This is a genomic window from Saccharothrix sp. NRRL B-16314 (assembly GCF_000716595.1).
GTDB lineage: Bacteria > Actinomycetota > Actinomycetes > Mycobacteriales > Pseudonocardiaceae > Actinosynnema.
The window spans coordinates 1-18,431 of sequence record NZ_JNXC01000011.1 but is presented as its reverse complement, the minus strand read 5'-3'; the positions used below and the strand labels follow the sequence as shown (position 1 = coordinate 18,431).

General features: G+C 69.5%; 18 protein-coding genes. 9 read left to right on the top strand and 9 right to left on the bottom strand.

Going from position 1 to position 18,431, the window contains the following annotated elements:
• Positions 1-55 precede the first annotated feature (55 nt).
• The 3 genes from OQ02_RS18090 to OQ02_RS18080 all read left to right on the top strand — a co-directional run bounded on the left by OQ02_RS18090 (position 56) and on the right by OQ02_RS18080 (position 3,227).
• Positions 56-547, top strand: a complete 492-nt coding sequence (locus tag OQ02_RS18090) for a MarR family winged helix-turn-helix transcriptional regulator (protein ID WP_033439655.1) — start codon at positions 56-58, stop codon at positions 545-547.
• 120 nt (positions 548-667) lie between these two features.
• Positions 668-2,734: a glycosyl hydrolase gene (locus tag OQ02_RS18085; RefSeq protein ID WP_051772480.1), complete on the top strand. Its 2,067-nt coding sequence runs from the start codon at positions 668-670 to the stop codon at positions 2,732-2,734.
• Positions 2,735-2,858: 124 nt separating this feature from the next.
• Complete coding sequence (locus tag OQ02_RS18080) at positions 2,859-3,227, top strand: hypothetical protein (RefSeq protein ID WP_033439654.1); 369 nt, start codon at positions 2,859-2,861, stop codon at positions 3,225-3,227.
• 172 nt (positions 3,228-3,399) lie between these two features.
• Here the strand turns inward: OQ02_RS18080 and OQ02_RS18075 are convergent, their stop codons facing one another.
• Positions 3,400-4,404, bottom strand: a complete 1,005-nt coding sequence (locus OQ02_RS18075) for an alpha/beta fold hydrolase (protein ID WP_033439653.1) — start codon at positions 4,402-4,404, stop codon at positions 3,400-3,402.
• 44 nt (positions 4,405-4,448) lie between these two features.
• A complete protein-coding gene (locus tag OQ02_RS18070) occupies positions 4,449-5,759 on the bottom strand; it encodes a cytochrome P450 (protein WP_033439652.1) in 1,311 nt (436 codons plus the stop codon).
• Between the two features lie 240 nt (positions 5,760-5,999).
• Here OQ02_RS18070 and OQ02_RS18065 point away from each other — a divergent pair, with 240 nt between their 5' ends.
• Together OQ02_RS18065 and OQ02_RS18060 are read left to right on the top strand one after the other, a co-directional pair.
• Positions 6,000-6,743, top strand: coding sequence for an SAM-dependent methyltransferase (locus OQ02_RS18065; protein ID WP_442973647.1), 744 nt, complete (start codon positions 6,000-6,002; stop codon positions 6,741-6,743).
• A 224-nt stretch (positions 6,744-6,967) separates the two neighbouring features.
• On the top strand, positions 6,968-9,058 hold the full coding sequence (locus tag OQ02_RS18060) for a putative bifunctional diguanylate cyclase/phosphodiesterase (RefSeq protein ID WP_231500096.1): 2,091 nt from the start codon (positions 6,968-6,970) through the stop codon (positions 9,056-9,058).
• A gap of 221 nt (positions 9,059-9,279) precedes the next feature.
• Here OQ02_RS18060 and OQ02_RS45840 read toward each other — a convergent pair whose 3' ends face one another.
• Complete coding sequence (locus OQ02_RS45840; protein ID WP_156077120.1) at positions 9,280-9,471, bottom strand: hypothetical protein; 192 nt, start codon at positions 9,469-9,471, stop codon at positions 9,280-9,282.
• A gap of 408 nt (positions 9,472-9,879) precedes the next feature.
• Here OQ02_RS45840 and OQ02_RS18050 point away from each other — a divergent pair, with 408 nt between their 5' ends.
• A complete protein-coding gene (locus OQ02_RS18050; RefSeq protein ID WP_156077119.1) occupies positions 9,880-10,389 on the top strand; it encodes a DoxX family protein in 510 nt (169 codons plus the stop codon).
• 89 nt (positions 10,390-10,478) lie between these two features.
• Here OQ02_RS18050 and OQ02_RS18045 read toward each other — a convergent pair whose 3' ends face one another.
• Positions 10,479-11,225, bottom strand: coding sequence for a TetR/AcrR family transcriptional regulator (locus tag OQ02_RS18045; RefSeq protein WP_033439649.1), 747 nt, complete (start codon positions 11,223-11,225; stop codon positions 10,479-10,481).
• A gap of 103 nt (positions 11,226-11,328) precedes the next feature.
• Between OQ02_RS18045 and OQ02_RS18040 the strand changes: the two genes are divergently transcribed.
• The 3 genes from OQ02_RS18040 (at position 11,329) to OQ02_RS18030 (ending at position 13,394) form a co-directional block, all read left to right on the top strand.
• On the top strand, positions 11,329-12,252 hold the full coding sequence (locus tag OQ02_RS18040) for a daunorubicin resistance protein DrrA family ABC transporter ATP-binding protein (protein WP_033439648.1): 924 nt from the start codon (positions 11,329-11,331) through the stop codon (positions 12,250-12,252).
• Positions 12,249-13,007: an ABC transporter permease gene (locus tag OQ02_RS18035; protein WP_033439647.1), complete on the top strand. Its 759-nt coding sequence runs from the start codon at positions 12,249-12,251 to the stop codon at positions 13,005-13,007. Before OQ02_RS18040 ends, OQ02_RS18035 begins: the two co-directional genes overlap by 4 nt.
• Positions 13,008-13,130: 123 nt before the next feature.
• Positions 13,131-13,394 (top strand): DUF1905 domain-containing protein, encoded by a 264-nt coding sequence (locus tag OQ02_RS18030; RefSeq protein ID WP_197043387.1) that lies wholly within the window; start codon positions 13,131-13,133, stop codon positions 13,392-13,394.
• Positions 13,395-13,709: 315 nt separating this feature from the next.
• On the opposite strand, the gene OQ02_RS18025 is transcribed toward OQ02_RS18030, so the two are convergent.
• The 5 genes from OQ02_RS18025 to OQ02_RS44830 form a co-directional block, all read right to left on the bottom strand.
• On the bottom strand, positions 13,710-14,879 hold the full coding sequence (locus OQ02_RS18025; protein WP_033439645.1) for an IS701 family transposase: 1,170 nt from the start codon (positions 14,877-14,879) through the stop codon (positions 13,710-13,712).
• An 804-nt stretch (positions 14,880-15,683) separates the two neighbouring features.
• Positions 15,684-16,319 (bottom strand): TetR/AcrR family transcriptional regulator, encoded by a 636-nt coding sequence (locus OQ02_RS18020; protein WP_033439644.1) that lies wholly within the window; start codon positions 16,317-16,319, stop codon positions 15,684-15,686.
• A gap of 55 nt (positions 16,320-16,374) precedes the next feature.
• Complete coding sequence (locus OQ02_RS18015; RefSeq protein ID WP_033439643.1) at positions 16,375-16,875, bottom strand: hypothetical protein; 501 nt, start codon at positions 16,873-16,875, stop codon at positions 16,375-16,377.
• Positions 16,876-17,667: 792 nt separating this feature from the next.
• Positions 17,668-17,976 (bottom strand): rhamnogalacturonan lyase family protein, encoded by a 309-nt coding sequence (locus tag OQ02_RS46710; protein ID WP_269321626.1) that lies wholly within the window; start codon positions 17,974-17,976, stop codon positions 17,668-17,670.
• Positions 17,933-18,431: rhamnogalacturonan lyase family protein (locus OQ02_RS44830; RefSeq protein ID WP_442973644.1), on the bottom strand; the 499-nt coding region annotated here is incomplete at its 5' end. The genes OQ02_RS44830 and OQ02_RS46710, both read right to left, overlap by 44 nt.

The window sequence follows — 18,431 nt, the reverse complement described above, 5'->3', positions numbered from 1 at the left end:
AGGTATCTCGCCAGGGTTCCCGGCCGGTGACTTACCTCACCACTAAGCTAGTTGGATGGCAGATCACGTCGACCTGGTCCTCGGTCAGTGGCACGCGCAGCGGCCCGACCTCGACGTCTCGCCGATGGCGGTGATCGGCAGGCTCAGCCGGCTGTCGCGGCTGGTGGACGGTGAGCTGAACAAGACGTTCGGCGAGCACGGGCTGGACCGGGCCTCGTTCGACGTGCTGGCCACCCTGCGCCGCAGCGCGCCGCCGCACCGGCTGACCCCGACCGAGCTGATGCGGTCGTCGATGGTCACCTCGGGGGCGGTCACGCAACGGCTCGACCGGCTGGAAGCGCGCGGGCTCGTCGTGCGGATGCCGAACGAGCACGACGGGCGTGGCGTGGTGGTCGCCCTGACGGACGCCGGTCGGGGGCTGGTCGACCGCACCCTGCCCGATCACCTCGCCACGGAGAACCGGCTGCTCGGCGCGTTGACGAAGAAGGAGCGGGCGGCGTTGGCGGCGACGTTGAAGCGGGTGCTGGAGTCGCTGGGCGACGGGTGAGCCCGGACGGCTCGGAACGACCCGGAAGACTCACCTCGGACAAGTTTCTTCACTTACGAAACTTACGTCGCTAGGGTGCGTTCCCAGCGAGTGCCGCTCAAAGCCGAGAGGTCGGTAGCCATGAGGGAACGTTCAGCAGCCAGACGCGGGACCGTCGCGGTCGTCGTCGCAGCCCTGCTCGGTGCGGGAGCGGTCGGCGCCTCCGCCGAGCCCACCGCGCCCGGCGAGACCACCGGAACCGCCGAGCGCGGGGGCAGGCCGGAGACGGTCCGGATCTCCGACCCCGACGCCACCCCCGAGACCAGGTCCCTCTACTCGTACCTGCGCGAGCAGCAGGGCAAGGGCGTGCTGTTCGGCCACCAGCAGACGACCGAGTTCGGCGTCACCTGGGACGAGGTCACCGAGACCGACGGGCTGAAGTCCGACGTCAAGGCGGGCGTCGGCGACCACCCGGCGCTGTTCGGCTGGGACACCGGGCACCTCGGCCACGGCTCCTCGCCCGGCGACCCGGCACCGGAGGAGAACTTCCGGGCCACGGTGAAGCTGATCGAGACCGCGCACAACGAGATCGGCGGCGTGCACACGCTCGCGTCCCACATGGACAACTTCGTCACCGGCGGCAGCTTCTACGACACCAACGGCGACGTGGTCACCCGCATCCTGCCCGGCGGAGACCACAACGCGCAGTTCAACGCCTACCTCGACCGGGTCGCCCGCCTCGCGCACGAGGTCGACGACGCGAACGGCAACCCGATCCCGATGATCTACCGGCCGTTCCACGAGAACAGCGGCTCGTGGTTCTGGTGGGGCGCGGCGCACGCGTCACCGGCGAAGTACGTCGAGCTGTTCCGGTACACCGTCGAGTACCTGCGCGACGTCAAGGACGTGCACAACTTCCTGTACGCGTACTCGCCGGGCGGCGGCTACGGCGGCGTGGACGACGTCTACATGCGCACGTACCCCGGCGACAACTACATCGACGTGTTCGGCATCGACAGCTACGACGGCAGCAACGGGTCGCAGCAGTGGCTGGACGGCATCGTCGCCGACCTCGGCATGATCGCCCGGATCGCGGCCGAGAAGGGGAAGGTGTCGGCGTTCACCGAGTACGGCATCAGCGGCGCGCTGAAGCCCAACGGGCAGAACGGCAACCTGAACTGGTTCACCACGATGTTCGACGCCATCAAAGCCGACCCGTGGGCGAGCCGCAGCGCGTTCATGCTGACGTGGGTGAACTTCGGCACCGAGCAGTTCTTCCTGCCGTACCCGGCGACCGCCACCGAGCCCGAGCACGAGCTGCTGCCCGACCTGAAGCGGCTGCACGCGGACCCGTTCGCGGTGTTCAGCCAGGCCCTGGACCTCGGGAACGTGTACGGGCGCAAGGTGAGGGCCGAGGCGCACCGGCCGTTCATGCACATCGTGTCGCCGACGGACGGCGAGCGCGTCGTCACGCCGACCACGACGATCCGCGTGCGGCTGCTCGACGCCAAGGCCACGTCGGTCCACTACACGGTGGGTGACGACCCGACCAGGCACCGGCTGACGCTGGACCGCCGTTCCGGCTACTACACCGGCACGTGGGACATCGGCGCGGAGAACCTGACCAACAAGGTCACGCAGCTGAAGGTGACCGCGTCGACCCGCGAGCCGCTGGTGGTGGAGAACCGGGTGATCCTGGGCGAGAAGCCGCCGTTGGCGCCGGGAGTGGTGGACGACTTCGAGGGCCACGTGGACGACACCGCGTTGGCCGCGGAGTACAGCCCGTACGGGACGAACACGATCTCGTTGGCGGCGGAGAACGGTGGCAAGGCGCTGAAGTTCGACTACGACTTCGGCTTCCAGACGTACACCGGGATCGGCAAGCGCGTCTCGGGTGACTGGTCGGCGTACAGCGGGCTGTCGCTGTGGCTGAGGGGTGACGGGTCGAACCACAAGCTGGTGCTGCAGCTGAACACCGGCGGGGTGGCCTACGAGGCGTACCCGTCGCTCGCCGGGACGACCGCGGGGGTGGTCACGATCCCGTTCGCGGACTGGCGTCCGGCGCCGTGGGACACCGGCAACGCGCACCGGCGGATCACGCCGGAGGACCTGGCGAACCTGTCCCAGTTCAACATCTTCATCAACCAGGTCGAGGGCAACCCCGTGGTGAGCGGGAGCTTCCACCTCGACGACATCAGGGCCCACTGACCCTCCCCGACCCCGCCCGCGTGCAGGCCGCATGCCCGGTGTGCGCGCGGGCGGTCCCATTCGGCCGATTGCCACCGCCGGCCGCTTCGGTTTGGCTTGGGGCAAGCGATCCGAGGGGGAAATCGTGCTGCGACGACGTTCCGCGCTCCTGCTCACCACCGGCCTGCTGGGCACTCTCCTGGCCGCCCCGGCCACCGCCGCACCCACGGTCAACCCTGCCACCGTCAGCCCGCACTGCCAGGAGGACGGCTACTGCCTGTTCTCCGGCACGGACTTCACCGGCGTCAAGGCCGTCCTGCCGGCCGTCTACGGCTGCCACCCGGTGAGCGCCCTGGGCTACCCGACCGCCCGCTCCGCCGCCCGGGGCTTCGGCGACGGCCTCGGGCTGATCCTGTACTCCGACACCACCTGCGGCACCCACGCCGCCAACGTCTACGACGAGGTCCCCATCACCTCCGCCAAGTCCTACCGCCTGCTCCCCCTCCCCACATAACCAGCGAGTCCTACGTTCAGGACCCGTGAGTCCTACGTTCAGGACCCCCGAATTCAACGCTCAGAACAGTCGATCTTGTACTGAGCGTTGAACTCGGGGGTTCCGAACGTAGGACTCACGCGTTCCGAACGTAGGACTCACGGGTGCTGGACGTAGGACTCACGCGGTGGGGTTAGAGGGTCCCGGTCCAGTCGGCGACGGCGCGGTGGTAGTCGGGGGCGTTGGGGGCGTAGTTGATCGAGTGCCCGTAGCCGTCCAGGACGTACGTGTGCAGGCGGGCGGCAGAGGAGAAGAACACGGACTCGGACGCCCGCAGCGCCTCCGCCGACGCGCAGTCACTGCCCAGCGGCGGGCCGCAGAAGTGGGTGTCGTCGCCCACCACCATCATCACCGGCACGTCCACGAGCAGCGTGAACGGGATGACCACGTTGTTCAGCGTGACCGTGTCCACCGCCTCCGACGCCGCGAACACGTCCTTGGTCGCCTCGTCCAGGCTGATCGCCCCCGGCACGGCAGGTCCGGGCGCGTGGAAAGCGCTGTAGCGCTTGCCCGCGGCCGTCGTCAGGTACCCCAGGTCCAACCCGTACCCGCGCAGCTGCGGGTCGAGCGCCGCCGGGATCATGCCCGCCAGCACGGGCGTCACGGTCACCAGGTTCATCCGGTGCGTGAACCCGGTGACCAGCACCCCGTCCACGTCCTGGTGCAGACCCGCCTCGATCAACGCCATGGCCGACCCGATCGAGTGCCCGCCGACGACCACCTTGTCGAACCGCGGCCGGATCGTCCGGATCACCTGGTGCACCGCGTTCGCCTGCGTGGACGCCGTCACCAACGCGCTCAACGGCCGTGAACTACGCCCCGTGCCGAGCCGGTCGACGGCGAGCGTGGCGATGCCCGCCTGGTTCATCGCCTGCCGGTACGACCGCGTCTCCGGCGCGTACGAGATGTCCCAGTACGAGCTGTTGTACGTGCCACCGGGGATCAACACCTGCACGGTCGAAGCACCCACCGGCGTGCACAGCGTGCCGTGCATGGAATGACGCGTGCCGAACACCGTCACGGGCACCTGGAGCTGCTCGCACGTGACGGGCTCGGCGCTCGCCGGTGTGGCGGGCAGCAGGGTGGAGCCCGCGACGAGCAGCGCGACAGCGCCCAACCGGAAACGCGACCAACGCACGACTGAACAACCTCCTGTGTATGAACCGCTGTGCCCCAAGGCCGCTAACGGGGTACTGCCGTCATCAGCAGACCGCTGGGGTAGGCGGCGGACGTGAACTTGGTGCGCACGGGCTTGCCGGGCACCGGTACGAGCCGCCACCGCGCGAGCACGGTGACCAGGGTGATCACGACCTCGGTCTGGGCGAACACGTTGCCCATGCACTGCCGCGAGCCCGCCCCGAACGGGACGAACGCGCCGCGCGGCACCTCGGCGGACGACGTCCAGCGGTCCGGGTCGAACCGGTGCGGCTCGGGGAACGACACCGGGTCGTGGTGCAGCGCGTGCGGGCTCAGGATGACCTCGGCGCCCGCCGGCAACCGCACCCCGCCGAGGTCGACGGGCGCGGTGGTCCGGCGCATCAGGATCCACACCGGGTACATCCGCAGCACCTCGTTGACCACCGCCGCCGTGTACGTCAACTTCGGCACGTCGGCGAACGTCACCGGACGCCCGCCCAGCACCTCGTCGATCTCGGCGACCACCCGCCGCTCGACGTCCGGGTGCGCGGAGATCTCGTGGAACGCCCAGGCCAGCGCCAGCGCCGTCGTCTCGATCCCCGCCGTGAGCAGGGTCAGCACCTCGTCGTACGTCTGCTGGTCGGTCATCGAGTCGCCGGAGTCGTCCTGCGCGAGCAGCAGCTTCGACAGCAGGTCGCCGTGGTCCTCGGGGTCCGCGCGCCGGCTCGCGATGAGCTCCAGCACGATCGCGCGCATCCGCGCGACGGCCCGCTCGAACGCCCGGTTCCCCGGCAGCGGCAGCCGTTCCACGAACGACGGCGACAGCGCCCGCACCATGCCCTGCTTGATCACCACGAAGATCGACCGCCGCACCTCCGCGATCGCCCGCCGACCCAGCTCGGTGGAGAACAGCGCCCCGCCGACGACCGTGACCGCCAGGCCCTGCATGTCGTCCTCGACCACCCGGACCTCGCCGGACGTCCACGACGACGCCAGCGCGGTGGCGGCGCGCGTCATCATCCCGGTGTAGTGCGCGATGCGGTTGCGGTGGAACGCGGGCTGCATCATCCGCCGCTGCCGCAGGTGGAACGGGCCGTTGGAGAGCATCACGCCGTTGCCCAGGTACGGCTGGAACTTGTCGAACATCGCACCTTTGCGGAAAAGGGCGCCATCGGTGACCAGCACTTGGTGCGCGAGTCGGGGGCTGGTCACGAAATACGTCTCCATCGGGCCGAGATCGACGCGTACCACATCACCGTGATCGCGCAGTGATGAGGTGAACTCGTGCCGCCGGCGGATCATCTCCAAGGTGTGCCCGAGAAAGGGCAGGCGACCAGGAGCCACCGGGACACCCATACCCGCTCCTGTCGCGTACCGAAAGGGACGATCCACGATATTACCCGTTCGGTTGACATAGACAGGCCCGTTCGGGTGGGTGTGGTGCCACACTGGTGGTTCCGTGATCACGGATACGCCCGATCGGTACTCTCATCGGTTCGCGAAGTGGAGAGGTGTCCCGCAGAGATGACCCAAAGCCAATGGATTCCATCGGGCGTGGATGTATCCGTGCCGAGCATGGCCCGGACCTACGACTACATGCTGGGCGGCGGCCACAACTTCGCCGTCGACCGCGCGGTCGGCGAGCAGATCGAGGCCGCCATGCCCGGCCTGCGCAACGCCGCCCGCGTCAACCGGAAGTTCCTCGGCCGCGTGGTCCGGTACCTGGTGGGGCAGGGGGTGCGGCAGTTCCTCGACATCGGCTCCGGCATCCCGACCGTCGGCAACGTGCACGAGGTCGCGCAGGCGGAGGCCCCGGAGTGCCGCGTCCTCTACGTCGACCGCGATCCCGTTGCCGTGGCGCACAGCGAGTTGATGCTGGTCGGGAACGACAACGCGGCCGTCGTGCAGGCCGACATGCGTGATCCTGAGGCGATCCTGGGCAGCGACGAGGCGCGTCGGCTGCTGGACTTCGACCAGCCCGTCGGGCTGCTCATGCTGCTGATGCTGCACTGGGTGCCGGACGAGTCGGACCCGCTGGGGCTGCTGGCCCGGTACCGGGACGCGCTGGCGCCGGGCAGCTTCCTGGCGATCACCCACGTCACCGGGGACCACCAGGGCGAGAACCTGACCGAGGCGACCGACGTGATCAAGCGGAGCAAAAGCCCTGATCAGGTGAATCTGCGTTCCCACGCCGAGGTCACGCGGTTGTTCGAGGGCTTCGGACTGGTCGAACCGGGCCTGGTCGGCTGCGGCGAGTGGCACCCCGGCGGACCTGCCGACATCGCCTCCCAACCGGGGATGAACATGCTGGTCTACGCGGGGGTCGGGCGAAAGTCGTGAATGTGTGACGGAAAGTCACGCCGTTTGTTTCCGATTCACACCCCCGGTTCACACGTCCGGTCGAGTGTTGGCCAGTGGGGCGTGGGTAAGCTTCCGCCGATCCTCTATATCGGAGCAGGGCAACGGGAATGCCGTACCCCAGTCGAAGGCCAGAGGCCACACCACCATCCGGTCGTGGTCGGGAACTCCTTGCGCGGAAGTGGTCGTACCTGCTCAGCGGTGCAGTGGTCGTTCCACTGACGAGGGACGAACTCGACCGCGAATTGAGCGACCGGTTGGACGAGCTGTGCGCGGTGCTGCACGCCGAGCCGACCACCGAGACCTCGGCGGGTGAAGGACCTGAGCGGGCGGTCGAGCGGCTCGGCGAACGGCTGGTCGGACTCGGCTACGTCGGTGAGGACGGCCTGCGGGTCACCGCCGAGGTGCTGGGGAAGGGGCTGCTCGCGCTGGACGAGTTCCAGCCCGTCGAGCGCTACGCGCAGCGGATCGTGTCCGCGCTGGGGTCGCTGTCGTGCGGGTTCCTCGCGGCCGGCAAGCGGGCGGTGTTCGAGCAGCAGGAGTCCATGCAGCTGTCCATGCTGAAGGCCGTCCGCGACGCGCAGTGGAACCTGAAGGAGAGCGAGGCCCGGTTCGAGGAGGTCGCGACCTCGTCGTCCAGCGGGATCCTGGTGGTGGACCTGGAAGGGCGGTTGGTGCGAGCGAACGCGGCGATCGGCGACATCCTCGGGTACACGACCGAGGAGCTGACCGACCTCGCGCTGCTGGACCTCGTGCACCCGGATTCGGTGAAGGTGCTGGGCCGGGCGTTGCGGGCGTTGGTCGAGGGGCGGCAGGAGCGGATCCGGCAGCCGCAGCGGTTGCTGCGCAAGGACGGTGACGTCGCGCGGATCTCGTTGACGGTGTCGTTGCTGCGCGGGGCGGACGACCAGCCGGGGCACTTCGTGGCCGTGATCGAGGACGGCACCGAGCTGATGCTGCTGCAGTCGGAGCTGAACCGGCAGGCGCTGCACGACGTGTCGACCGGGTTGCCGAACCGGCAGTACTTCAGCACGTACCTGGAGAGTGCGCTGCGGCGGGCGGACCCGGTGCTCGGCGTGACGTTGTTCCACCTCGACGTGGACGCGTTCGGGATGGTGTGCAACAGCTTGGGGCGGCGGACCGGTGAGCGGCTGCTGGTGCACGTGGCGCAGCGGTTGAAGGCCGTGATGGCGCGGGAGAAGGCGATGATCGCCCGGTTCGAGGGTGACGAGTTCGCGATCCTGGTGGAGAACGCGGAGGGCACGCCGGACGTCGGGACGATTGTCGCCGAGATCAACCGGGAGCTGTCGGAGCCGGTGTACTTCGACGACTGCGGGTTGGCGGTGTCGATGAGCGTGGGCGTGGTGCGCCGGCCGCCGTCCGACTGGGAGCCGGCGAACGTGATGCGCGCGGCGGAACAGGCGTTGCGGCGGGCGAAGTCGCGCCGGCGCGGGCAGTGGGAGTTGTTCCACCACGGGCAGGACGAGAGTGAGCGGCGGGTGGACGCCCTTGCCGTGGCCATGCCGGGGGCGTGGGAGCACGGGGAGATCGGCGTGCGGTACCAGCCGGTGGTGGAGCTGGCCGGGCGGGCGTTGGCGGGTGTCGCGGCGCGGCTGCACTGGGCTCGTGGTGAAGGGGCGCTGGGTGAAGGGGCGCTTGGTGAAGGGGCGCTGGGTGAAGGGGCGCTGGATCATGAGGAATGTGTCGCGCTCGCGGAGCGGACGGGCTTGATCCTGCCGTTGGGCGAGTGGCAGATGGCGACGGCGTGCGGCCAGGTCGGGTGGTGGGGCGGTTCGGGGTTCGCGGTGCCGTTGCACGTGGGGTTGACCTGGCACCAGTCGTGCGACGGTGACCTGGTTCGGAGGGTGCGGCGGGTGTTGGAGGGCACGGGGTTGGCGGCGTCGCGACTCGTGGTGGGGATGCCGGTGGCGGTGTTGGCGGAGTCGGATGCCGTGGACAACTTGACGGTGCTGGCCGAGCTGGGGGTCGGGATGTCGTTGGAGGGCTTCGGGTTGGGGCCGGACGACTTGGCGGCGGCGTCGGAGTTGCCGGTCGGGTCGGTGAGCGTGGCGTCGCGTTTGGTGGGGCGGCAGGCGCGGGGCGAGGCGGAGCACCTGGCCGGGTTGGTGGGGTTGGCGCGGAAGTCGGGGGTGCGGGTGCTGGTGGAGGGGGTGGAGACGGAGGAGCAGGCGGAGTGGTGGCGGGCGGCCGGCGCCGTGGCGGCGACCGGTGGCCTCTTCGGCCCGCCGGTCCCGGCCGGCGAGTTCCCGATGCGTTCGCCGGACACGATCGGGTGATCATCACCCGAAAATGTACGGAAACACCGTTCCCGTACCTCGGTTGAGAGAAGCGGACCGCCGAAACCCCACCCCCACGACCACCACCCACCCCCACGACCCATCCCACAACCACCACCCACTCCCGCCCCGACCCCACGACACCCCCGCCCGACCCCCGACCACCCACCCCGACCTCAGGACCACCCCACCAAGCACCGCGGCGAGATCCCCCTCCATCGCTACGCACCACCGCCACCGCCACCGCCACCGCCCACCGCCACCGCCCGCGCCCGCGCCCGCCACAGCCACCGCCCGCCGCCACGCTGGCCGCCACCGCCACCGCCACCGCCACCGCCCGCCGCCACGCTGGCCGCCCGCCACGCACCGCCGCTCGCCGGCCACCTCGGTGCACTGCCGCTACCGCCGCACATCGCTGGACGCCGCCACCAGGGCCACCACGCATTCCTGCCGCTGCTATGGGCCGCCACGCATCGCAGCCGTTCGTCCGCTGCTGGCACGTGCCCATCGCCGCTGCTCACGCCCATCGGAACCTCCGGCGAGCGCTCGCCGCCGAGCGCCACACGGCCGGCCGCGCCGCTGCTCTTGGGGCGGCCGTCGCAGCGGCTGCGGCCGGTGGTGGGGCGGAGGCGGGTAGGCGGAGGCGGGTGGGTGGGGGCAGGTGGATGGGGCAGGTGGGCGGGACAGGTGGTGGGGCAGGTGGGTGGTAGTTGTGGCCGACTGGAATCGGGTCTTCACATTGTGTTTCCTTACCGTTACAGTTCTGGGAGCGCTCCCAGTCCGATTCCGGTCAGCGTGGACATGAAGCGGAACGACCTCCTGTGCGGGTCGACGTGGTCCCGCTCGTGAAGGAAGTGATGTGGATGATCGAGTTCTCGTCCCGTCTGGATGCGCGTGTGAATGCCTTGCGCGCGTTGAGCATTCCCCTCCTGCGAGGGTCGCTCGGCGTCGTCTTCCTCTGGTTCGGCGCCCTCAAGGTCACCGGCGCCACACCGGTCGCCGATCTCGTCGCCCGAACGGTTCCCTGGCTCGACCCGCGAACCCTCGTGTTCGCACTCGGCCTAGTGGAAGTGGTGTTGGGTGTCGCCCTGATGGTGGGTCGCCGGTTGCGCTGGGTAGCGCTCCTGGTCGTGCTTCACCTGTGCGGCACGTTCTTGACGCTCGTCATGCAGCCGTCCGCCGCCTTCCAGGCGGGCAACCCGCTGCTCCTCACCATGACCGGTGAGTTCGTGGTCAAGAACCTGGTCCTGATCACCGCCGGCCTGGCGATCATGTCGGCCGACGCACCCGCGCGGCAGCGGGTGTCGCAGGTCGGCGTCGTCCGGCGGTGATCCTCCGGTGCTGCGGGGTCCCGACCGACCCCGCAGCACCATCAAACCCACCCCACCCCGCAGCGCCAGCCGGGACCCGCAAAGCAGGATCAGGTTCGACGAGCCAGGTAGGCGGCCACGCCGTCCAGGTACAGGTTCAGGCCGAAACCGAAGTCGGCTTCCACCTCGCGCTCGTCGTAGAGCGTGTCGAAGTCGAACACGCCGGCTTCCACCACCCGCCCGAGCGCGGGCATCTTCCGCGGGTCCACCAGCAGCCGCAACGCCCGCGAGTACGCCCGCCCGAACGCCTCCGGGTTGTTCCGGAAGCTCTCCGCCAACTCGACCGTCAACCGCATCTCGCCGTGCACGAACGTCAGCAGCCCCATCACCACGCCGACCTTCTCCGCCTCCTCCAACGGAGTGTCGGCCAGGGCACCCAGCGCGCAGTCGAACCAGGCCAGGTTCTGCGGCCCTATCGGCGGCCCGGCCAGCGGAATCCGGGCGTACCAAGGGTGTTTCCGGAGCGCGACCAGCACGCTGCTCGCCCACAGCGCCAACCCGTCCCGCCAGCCGATGTCCGCGGGCATCTCCGGCGGGTCTTCCAGCGCCGCGTCCGACATCAGCTTGAGCAGGTCCTCCTTGCTGCTCACGTGCCGGTAGAGCGCCATCGTCGAGTTGCCCAGCTGCTTCGCCACCCTGGCCATGGACACCGCGCCCAGCCCTTCGGCGTCGGCTACCTCGACCGCGGCCCGGATGATGTCGGGCACCGAGAGCGCCGGCTTGCGACCCCGCCGCGTCGTGTCACGCAGTCCCCACAGCAGGGCGATCTCCGCTGATACGCGGTCCTCCTCGGTCATCCTCACCCTCTCGTCACCGCAGGCGGTCAGTCTAGGGCTTCCAAAATTAACTGCGTATGAGCTACGCTCTTTAGCGTATCGCATACACATAAAGGGGGCGGCGATGATCGTCGAGGCGAGTGGCCTGCGCAAGGCGTACGGGTCGACCGCGGTGCTGGACGGGATAGACCTGGAGGTCGCCGAGGGGTCGGTCTTCGCGTTGCTGGGTCCCAACGGCGCCGGCAAGACCACCACCATCCGAATCCTGTCCACGCTGACCAAGCCGGACGCGGGGAACCTCCGGGTGGCCGGGTTCGACGTCGTGCGCGAGGCCGCCAAGGTTCGCGGCGTGATCAGCCTGACCGGCCAGTACGCCGCCGTCGACGGCGAGCAGACCGGCCGCGAGAACCTGGTCATGGTGGGCCGCCTGATGCACCTCGGCCGGGCGAAGGCGAGGGACCGCGCCGGCGAGCTGCTGGAGCGGTTCGACCTGGTCGACGCCGCCGACCGCCGGGTCAAGACGTACTCCGGCGGCATGCGGCGCCGGCTGGACCTGGCGATGAGCCTCGTCGCCGCCCCCGAGGTCATCTTCCTGGACGAGCCGACGACCGGCCTCGACCCGGCCAGCCGCAACACCATGTGGGACGCCATCCGCGACCTGGTCCGCACCGGCACCACGATCTTCCTCACCACCCAGTACCTGGAGGAGGCGGACCGGCTCGCGGACCGGATCATGGTGCTGGACAAGGGGAAGGTCGTCGCCCACGGCACGGCGGACGCGCTCAAGGCCAAGGTCGGCGGCGACCGCCTGGACCTCCGCTTCACGTCCGCCGCCGCGCTCGGCGTGGCGGCCACCAGGCTCGGCGGCTTCACGGACCGGGAACGGCTCGTGCTCAGCGTCCCGTCCGACGGCACCGCGACGCACCTGCACTCCGTGCTCGACGACCTGCGCACCGCGAACGCGGTCCCCGCCCAGGTCTCCTCGCACCGCCCGACCCTCGACGACGTCTTCCTCGCCCTGACCTCCCGTGAAGGAGTGCCCGCATGAGCCACGCGATAGCGGACTCGATGACGATGATCGGCCGCAGCATCCGGCTCGGCCGGCGCAACGCCGAGACGCTGATCATGTCCATCGTCCTGCCGCTGATGATGATGGCCCTGTTCGTCTACGTCTTCGGCGGCGCCATCGACACCGGCACCGCGTACATCAACTACGTCGTGCCCGGCATCATCCTGCTGTGCACCGGTTTCGGTGCGGCGTCCACCGCGATGGCCGTCGCCGACGACATGAACAGCGGCATGATCGACCGGCTGCGGTCCATGCCGATCCGCAGCTTCGCCGTGCTGACCGGCCACGTGACGGCCAGCATCGCGCGCAACACCATGTCCACCACGATCGTCGTCGGCGCGGCCTTCGCCATGGGCTTCCGGCCGTCCGCGTCACTGGTGGAGTGGCTCGCCGCGGCCGGGCTGCTGCTGCTCTACGTGCTGGCGCTGTCGTGGCTCGCGGCGGGGCTCGGCGCGATGGCGAAGTCGGTGGAGGCGGCCAGCTCGATGAGCTTCTTCATGCTGTTCCTGCCTTACCTGAGCAGCGCGTTCGTGCCGACGGACACCATGCCGTCGTTCCTCCAGGGCATCAGCGAGCACCAGCCGATCACGCCGGTGATCGAGACCGTGCGCGGCCTGCTCACCGGGACGCCGATCGGTGACAAGGGCGGGATCGCGCTGGCGTGGTCGGTCGGCCTGCTGGTCGCGTCGTTCGCCATCGCCACCGCCCTCTACCGGCGGCGGATCACGGACTGAACCCGGTCCACCACGGGGAGTCGACGCCTGCCCCGGGTCCGACAGGTGGTCGTCCACTTCGGACTCCACCGGATCCGGGGTCGTCGGCGTTCGGATGTCGGTGGGCGGTGGCAGGCTGTGGGCGTGCAGACGGTGACGGGTGAGGTGCGGCGCTTCGACGGGCCGGGTGGCTGGTACTACGTCGACGTGCCGGAGGACGTCGCGGAGGGGTTCGAGGAGCGGCGGGGGTTCGTGCCGGTGGTGGCGCGGATCGGTGACACCGAGTGGCGGACGTCGTTGTTGCCCAAGGGGGATGGCACCAAGTTCCTCGCGCTGAAGGCCTCGGTGCGGAAGGCTCGGGACCTGGACGAGGGTGACGAGGTCACCGTGCTGCTCGCCCCACCGTGACCGGAGGGTGGACCGCGGACCCGGTGCGGAACGCGGAGGCGGTCGCCGAAGGTCCACACGGGTGTGACGCCGATCCGGTCACCGGGGCTCGCCGGTGAGCCGCCGGGCTGGCGGCGGCCGAAGACCTTCCGCGACCACGCGCCGCCCGGGATGGCCTTGGTCGGCACCGGGGCCGCCGCATCCGGGCTGGCGGTGATGGCAGGTGGCGTGACGTTCGCTGGCGGGACAAAGCACCGGTAGGGCTGTCAGGCTGCCGCAACCGGTGGGAAGACGGGCACACCGGAGGACCCCCAGCCCTCCGGTGTGCCCGCCAGGTCATGCGATCTGGAGCGCGGAGTTGGGCTCGCGGGCCAGTTCCAGCGCGGTGTGCGCGGCCATGGCGAGGGTGATGTGCCGGTACCAGCCGCGCCAGCTGCGCACCTCGTAGTGGCCAAGGCCGATCTCCTCCTTCGCCCGCTTACAGTACGAGCCAGAGGACTGCATCAGGGCGACGATCGGGGTGATCTCCGCCAACGGCGTCCGCTGCTTCAGGTAACACGCGAAGTACGAGCGCGGCCCGGCGTTCTGGGCGGCGGGGGAGGCGATCAGGTAGGAGCTCTCGAACCCGGCGGGCACGTCGGAGTCCAGCTTGACCTTGTGCAGGATTCCGCGCTTGTAGGCGCAGGTCTCCTGGCCGTTGTGCGAGGCCGGGCGTCGTCGGTCGAAGTCGCCGAGTCGGTGGTGGTCCACCGCCCGGTGCACGTCCGCCGGCTGCGCGGCGATGTCGTCGGCGTGGTGCTGCGACTGTCTCGCCTCGCCCGCCGTGATCGAGATCAGGTGCGGGACCTGCCTGTAGCGCAACCACTTCTGGAGCTTCAGCTTGTCGTTGCAGAACACCGACGAGATGACGAAGTCCGGCTGGATGCCCGCGTCGAACGCCCGGCGGATCATGATGCCGCCGATGGCGGACTTGGTGCGGTAGCGGTAGTCGTCGGGGATACCGGCCTGCGCGCACCGCTGCGCGTCGTCGGCCCAGCTCTTCGGCACGTACAGCTCCCGGTCGACCAGGAACACCCGCCCCTGCGCCGTGATGTGGAACAGCAGCAGCCCGATCTGGCACTTCTCCGCCCGCATCGTCTCGGGGCTGTACTGCCGCTCCACCGCGACCGCGTTGCGACCCTTCTTGGGGAACGCGACCTCGGCCAGGTAGAGGATCCCGCCGGTGCTCCCTCCATAGTGGACGGCGATGCTGCGCAGCTCGTCGCGCACCTGCGCCTCGTTCCACTGGGCGCTGGTCAGCAACCGCTGGACGCCGTCCGCGCGCTGCTCACCGGAGTAGTTGCCGAGACCGTCCCTGCTCCGCAACCCCGAGGCGTGGGCCCGCGGTAAATCGGCCAGGTAGGTCCACGCCCGCTTGCGCGGCTCGGCACGGCTGAAATTCACCGCTATGCGGTCGTACACGACCTTGAGCCATTGTTCGTACTGGTTCTTGGCTATGGCTGACATTGGCGGCGGTCCCCCAACTGAGATTGTCAACGGCAGGTTGGTTTGATGGAGCCCCTGGGTGTCCCTGCTGCTCAGTCGAACACCTGTGGGTGTGGTGACGAGAGTGTGCTGACGAGAGTGCGGCGTCGATTGTTCCGATCAGCGCACGTGGATCACGGCCGTGCGACTAACCCGAGAACCCGCGGTGAAAGGCAGGTGGTCGGCCGAACCGGGAAAGCTGTCGAGAGCACGCCGGAACCGGACCGGCCGGGCGGTGGAACGCCGGTAGCGCGTCGGTCGCCAGGCGGGTGAAGCCGGCGGACGGCGGCGACGAGGCTCTTCGGGCGGTGCCTGCCGAACCGGTACCTGCCGAACCGGTACCTGTCCGACGGACGCTCACTGGACCGGTGCCGGCTGGAACGGTTCCGGCTGGTCCAGCCCATGCGCGTTGGCTGCCAGCGCGTGCACCAGACCCGAAGCAGTCTCGGTGACCGCCTCCGTTGTGGCCGGTTGTCAGCGCCGCACCACCTGTCGTCCGCCACTCGCCACACGGCCACACGCACGACTGATCGCCGCACGACCGAGCGCCGGAGCCACCCGCAGCCGCGCCAAAATTATCCATCGTCGCGGTGAAGAAAAAACTCTTCCGGGACCGGTCGACACCTTTTTTGAGGTATCGGTGCCCTGGCTCGGGAAAAATCACCGCAACCCGCTGTTGTCGTTCCTTGCCTTGGACGTGCTCCTTCACGACGCCTCCCCAAGCGCTGTGAAACCCCAGTGTGGGCCGTCGTGTTCCGGCCGCACTGTCTCCGCCCGCTGCGGAAATTACGCCATGCGTTCACCCAGGAACGAGCCCAACCCGTTCCAGACCAGCTCGTAGTTCAGTTCGACGATCGTCTCGGTCGGGATCTCCCGGTTGTCCCACCACCAGGTGGCGAGCGCGTTGCCCGCACCGGTGACGTGCGCCGCGATTGCCAGGTAGGCGCCGGCAGCATCGACGGTACCGGGCATCTTGGCCGACGGAAGCGTTTCGAGCAGTCTCGCCACCGCCTCGACGGCCAGGTCGCGAACCTGTTGGTGCGCTCGGATCGCGACCGGATCACGCGGGCTGTCCAGGAAGAGGATTCGCCAGCCGTCCTCGTTCTGGCGGATCCACGAGAAGAACGCCTTGGTCCTCTGCTTGAAGAGCTCGGAGAAGTCGGCGGTCGGCGGTAGGTCCGACCAGCTGACGACGAGCTCCTGGGCGTGGTGCTGGACCACCGCCAGGTAGAGGTCGATCTTGGAGCGGAAGTGGTCGTAGAGCACGGGAGTGGTCACCTCGGAAGCCTTGGCGATCTCCCGCATCGACGCCTGCTCGTACCCGTTCGCGGCGAGCACCTCGCTGGCCGCGGCCAGGATGACGGCTCGCCGTTCGCTGAACGACAGGCGGCCCTTCGACTGATCCGGAAGTTTCCTAGGCATCGATCCGAAAGCTAGCGAGCTTACTTAACGGCTGTCAAGTACAACCTGACGAGCGTTAAGCGGTGGCCCTGCCGGACGTTCCGCCGACCGTCGAGGCCGGTCCGGCGCGGGCGGACCCTCCACCAGCGGTGAAGCGGTGGACCGGCGTGCGCCCGGTGTCATGTGGACGATCGTCTGGTCGGATCCCTGCCACCTCCCGGTCGGTGAAAGTCATGCCTCGCAGACGGATTCTCCAGAGCCGACGAGGCACCTGGTCCCGCGCGACACCGGGTAGACGCGCTCGGGAGCCGTCGAGTTCCCGGTGCTCGTAGGGCAGTTCGATCGCGTCCCTGCGCCCCGAGCGGTGGGTCGTGCCGCCGACCACCGTCGACGCGGCCGGGAACCCGAGCGCGTGCGGTGCCCGTCGCGCGCGCAACCACGCCGATGTGAACTCCTTGCGGCGTCTGGGTAACACCGCCACGACCACGGCCGCCTCGTCGGGGGACAGTGCCGCGTCCGCCGGGTCGGGGAACAGCACGGCACGGACCACCGCGCCGGGCAGGGTGGCGTGGATCATCGGCAGTCGTTCCCCTCGGTCCGCTCGTTTCGGGGCCAGTATGGCCGGCGCGAACGCCGGTTCGGTCGAGAAACTCATCCGAGGAGCGCCACGGCGGCAGCGGGTGGGGCGGCGGCGGTCATCGCGTGCCCGGCCGGGGACGTCCCGGCGTTCATCGCGGACGTCGCGGCGTACCGGGTGGTCGGTCGGCGGTTGCGGATGATCAAGGGAGCGCGCCGGGCGGGAGGGCGAAACGGTGTTCCGGTTCCGGCCCGTTCCGCTTGGCCCGCCGGCGGCCGACGAGCGCCCGGCGAGTCGTTTTGACGCCTGGGAAGCGCGCGGACGTCGTTCGGGCCCGTTCAGCCGGTGGGCCGGATGGGGGCCTTCCGGGGTCTCCCGGAACGTGCCCCCGAATGCGTCGGCCCGAGGGGCCGGTGACGACCGGAGTCCGCTTCGCGCCGCGGGTGGATCGGGGTCCTCGACGCCGACGCCGAGCGCCGGTCCGCGGCGGACGTTCCGATCGAATCGGTCGGCGTCAAGGCCCAACCGGGGTAACGATCGGGCGGTGCGGCGGGTTCGTCATCGCTACGGGATCCCGCAGCGCCCGGCCGTCGCAGCACCGCGATCCGCCGGTCGGACGCCGGTCGGACGCCGGTTGCGCTACGCGTTCACCTAGTCACACCGCAGGGTCGGTTGTGGAGGTTGTGCCGATCGGGTAGTGGGTCGATTACGCAGTGGATCGGTCACCGGCGGGCGAACGGCGGGGGACACCGGTGCGTCCCCCGCCGTTCGCCCACCCGGACTCCCCGTCGGTCACCCGATGGCGAAGCTCGGGTGCGGCGGCTGGTTGTAGGCGGTGTTCTGCCACGCGATGGCGACGCGGTACATCGTGTCGTGCATCAGCGTGGTGATGCGGCGGTCCGTCTGGTGCGGGGTGGAGTAGATCCGCAGCGCGCGGTTGTCGCTGGTGCGCCAGACGACCTCTTCACGCCAGTCGCCGAACAGGTCGGCGGACAGGGCGGGGGTGGCCTTGGTGCCGTTGTTCGAGGCCACTCCGCTGCCGGTGAGCAGGCGGGTGTCACCGGACGTGCCGTACTTGTCGATCTTCGTCTGGTCGAGCAACTCGCGGGACGCGTCGCCATCCCACGAGGTCGCCCAGGTGGGCGGCGTCGCCGTGCCCGAGGCCGGTGGTCCACAGGCCGCGGCCGTTGTCGTCGATGGTGGCCGCGCCGTAGACGATCTCGTCGCGGCCGTCCTGGTCCACGTCGCCGATGGTCAGCGAGTGGTTGCCCTGACCCGCGTAGCCGCCGTTGCCGGAGGCGTTGGAGTCGAACGTCCACCGCTTCACCAGCTGACCGCTGCGGAAGTCCCACGCGGCGATGACGGCCCGCGTGTAGTAGCCCCGCGCCATGATCAACGACGGCCGCGCGCCGTCCAGGTACGCCGTGCCGGCCAGGAACCGGTCGACCCGGTTGCCGTAGCTGTCACCCCACGACGACACCGTCCCGCGCGGCGGGTCGTAGTTCACCGTCGACATCGCCGCACCGGTCTGACCGTTGAACATCGTCAGGAACTCC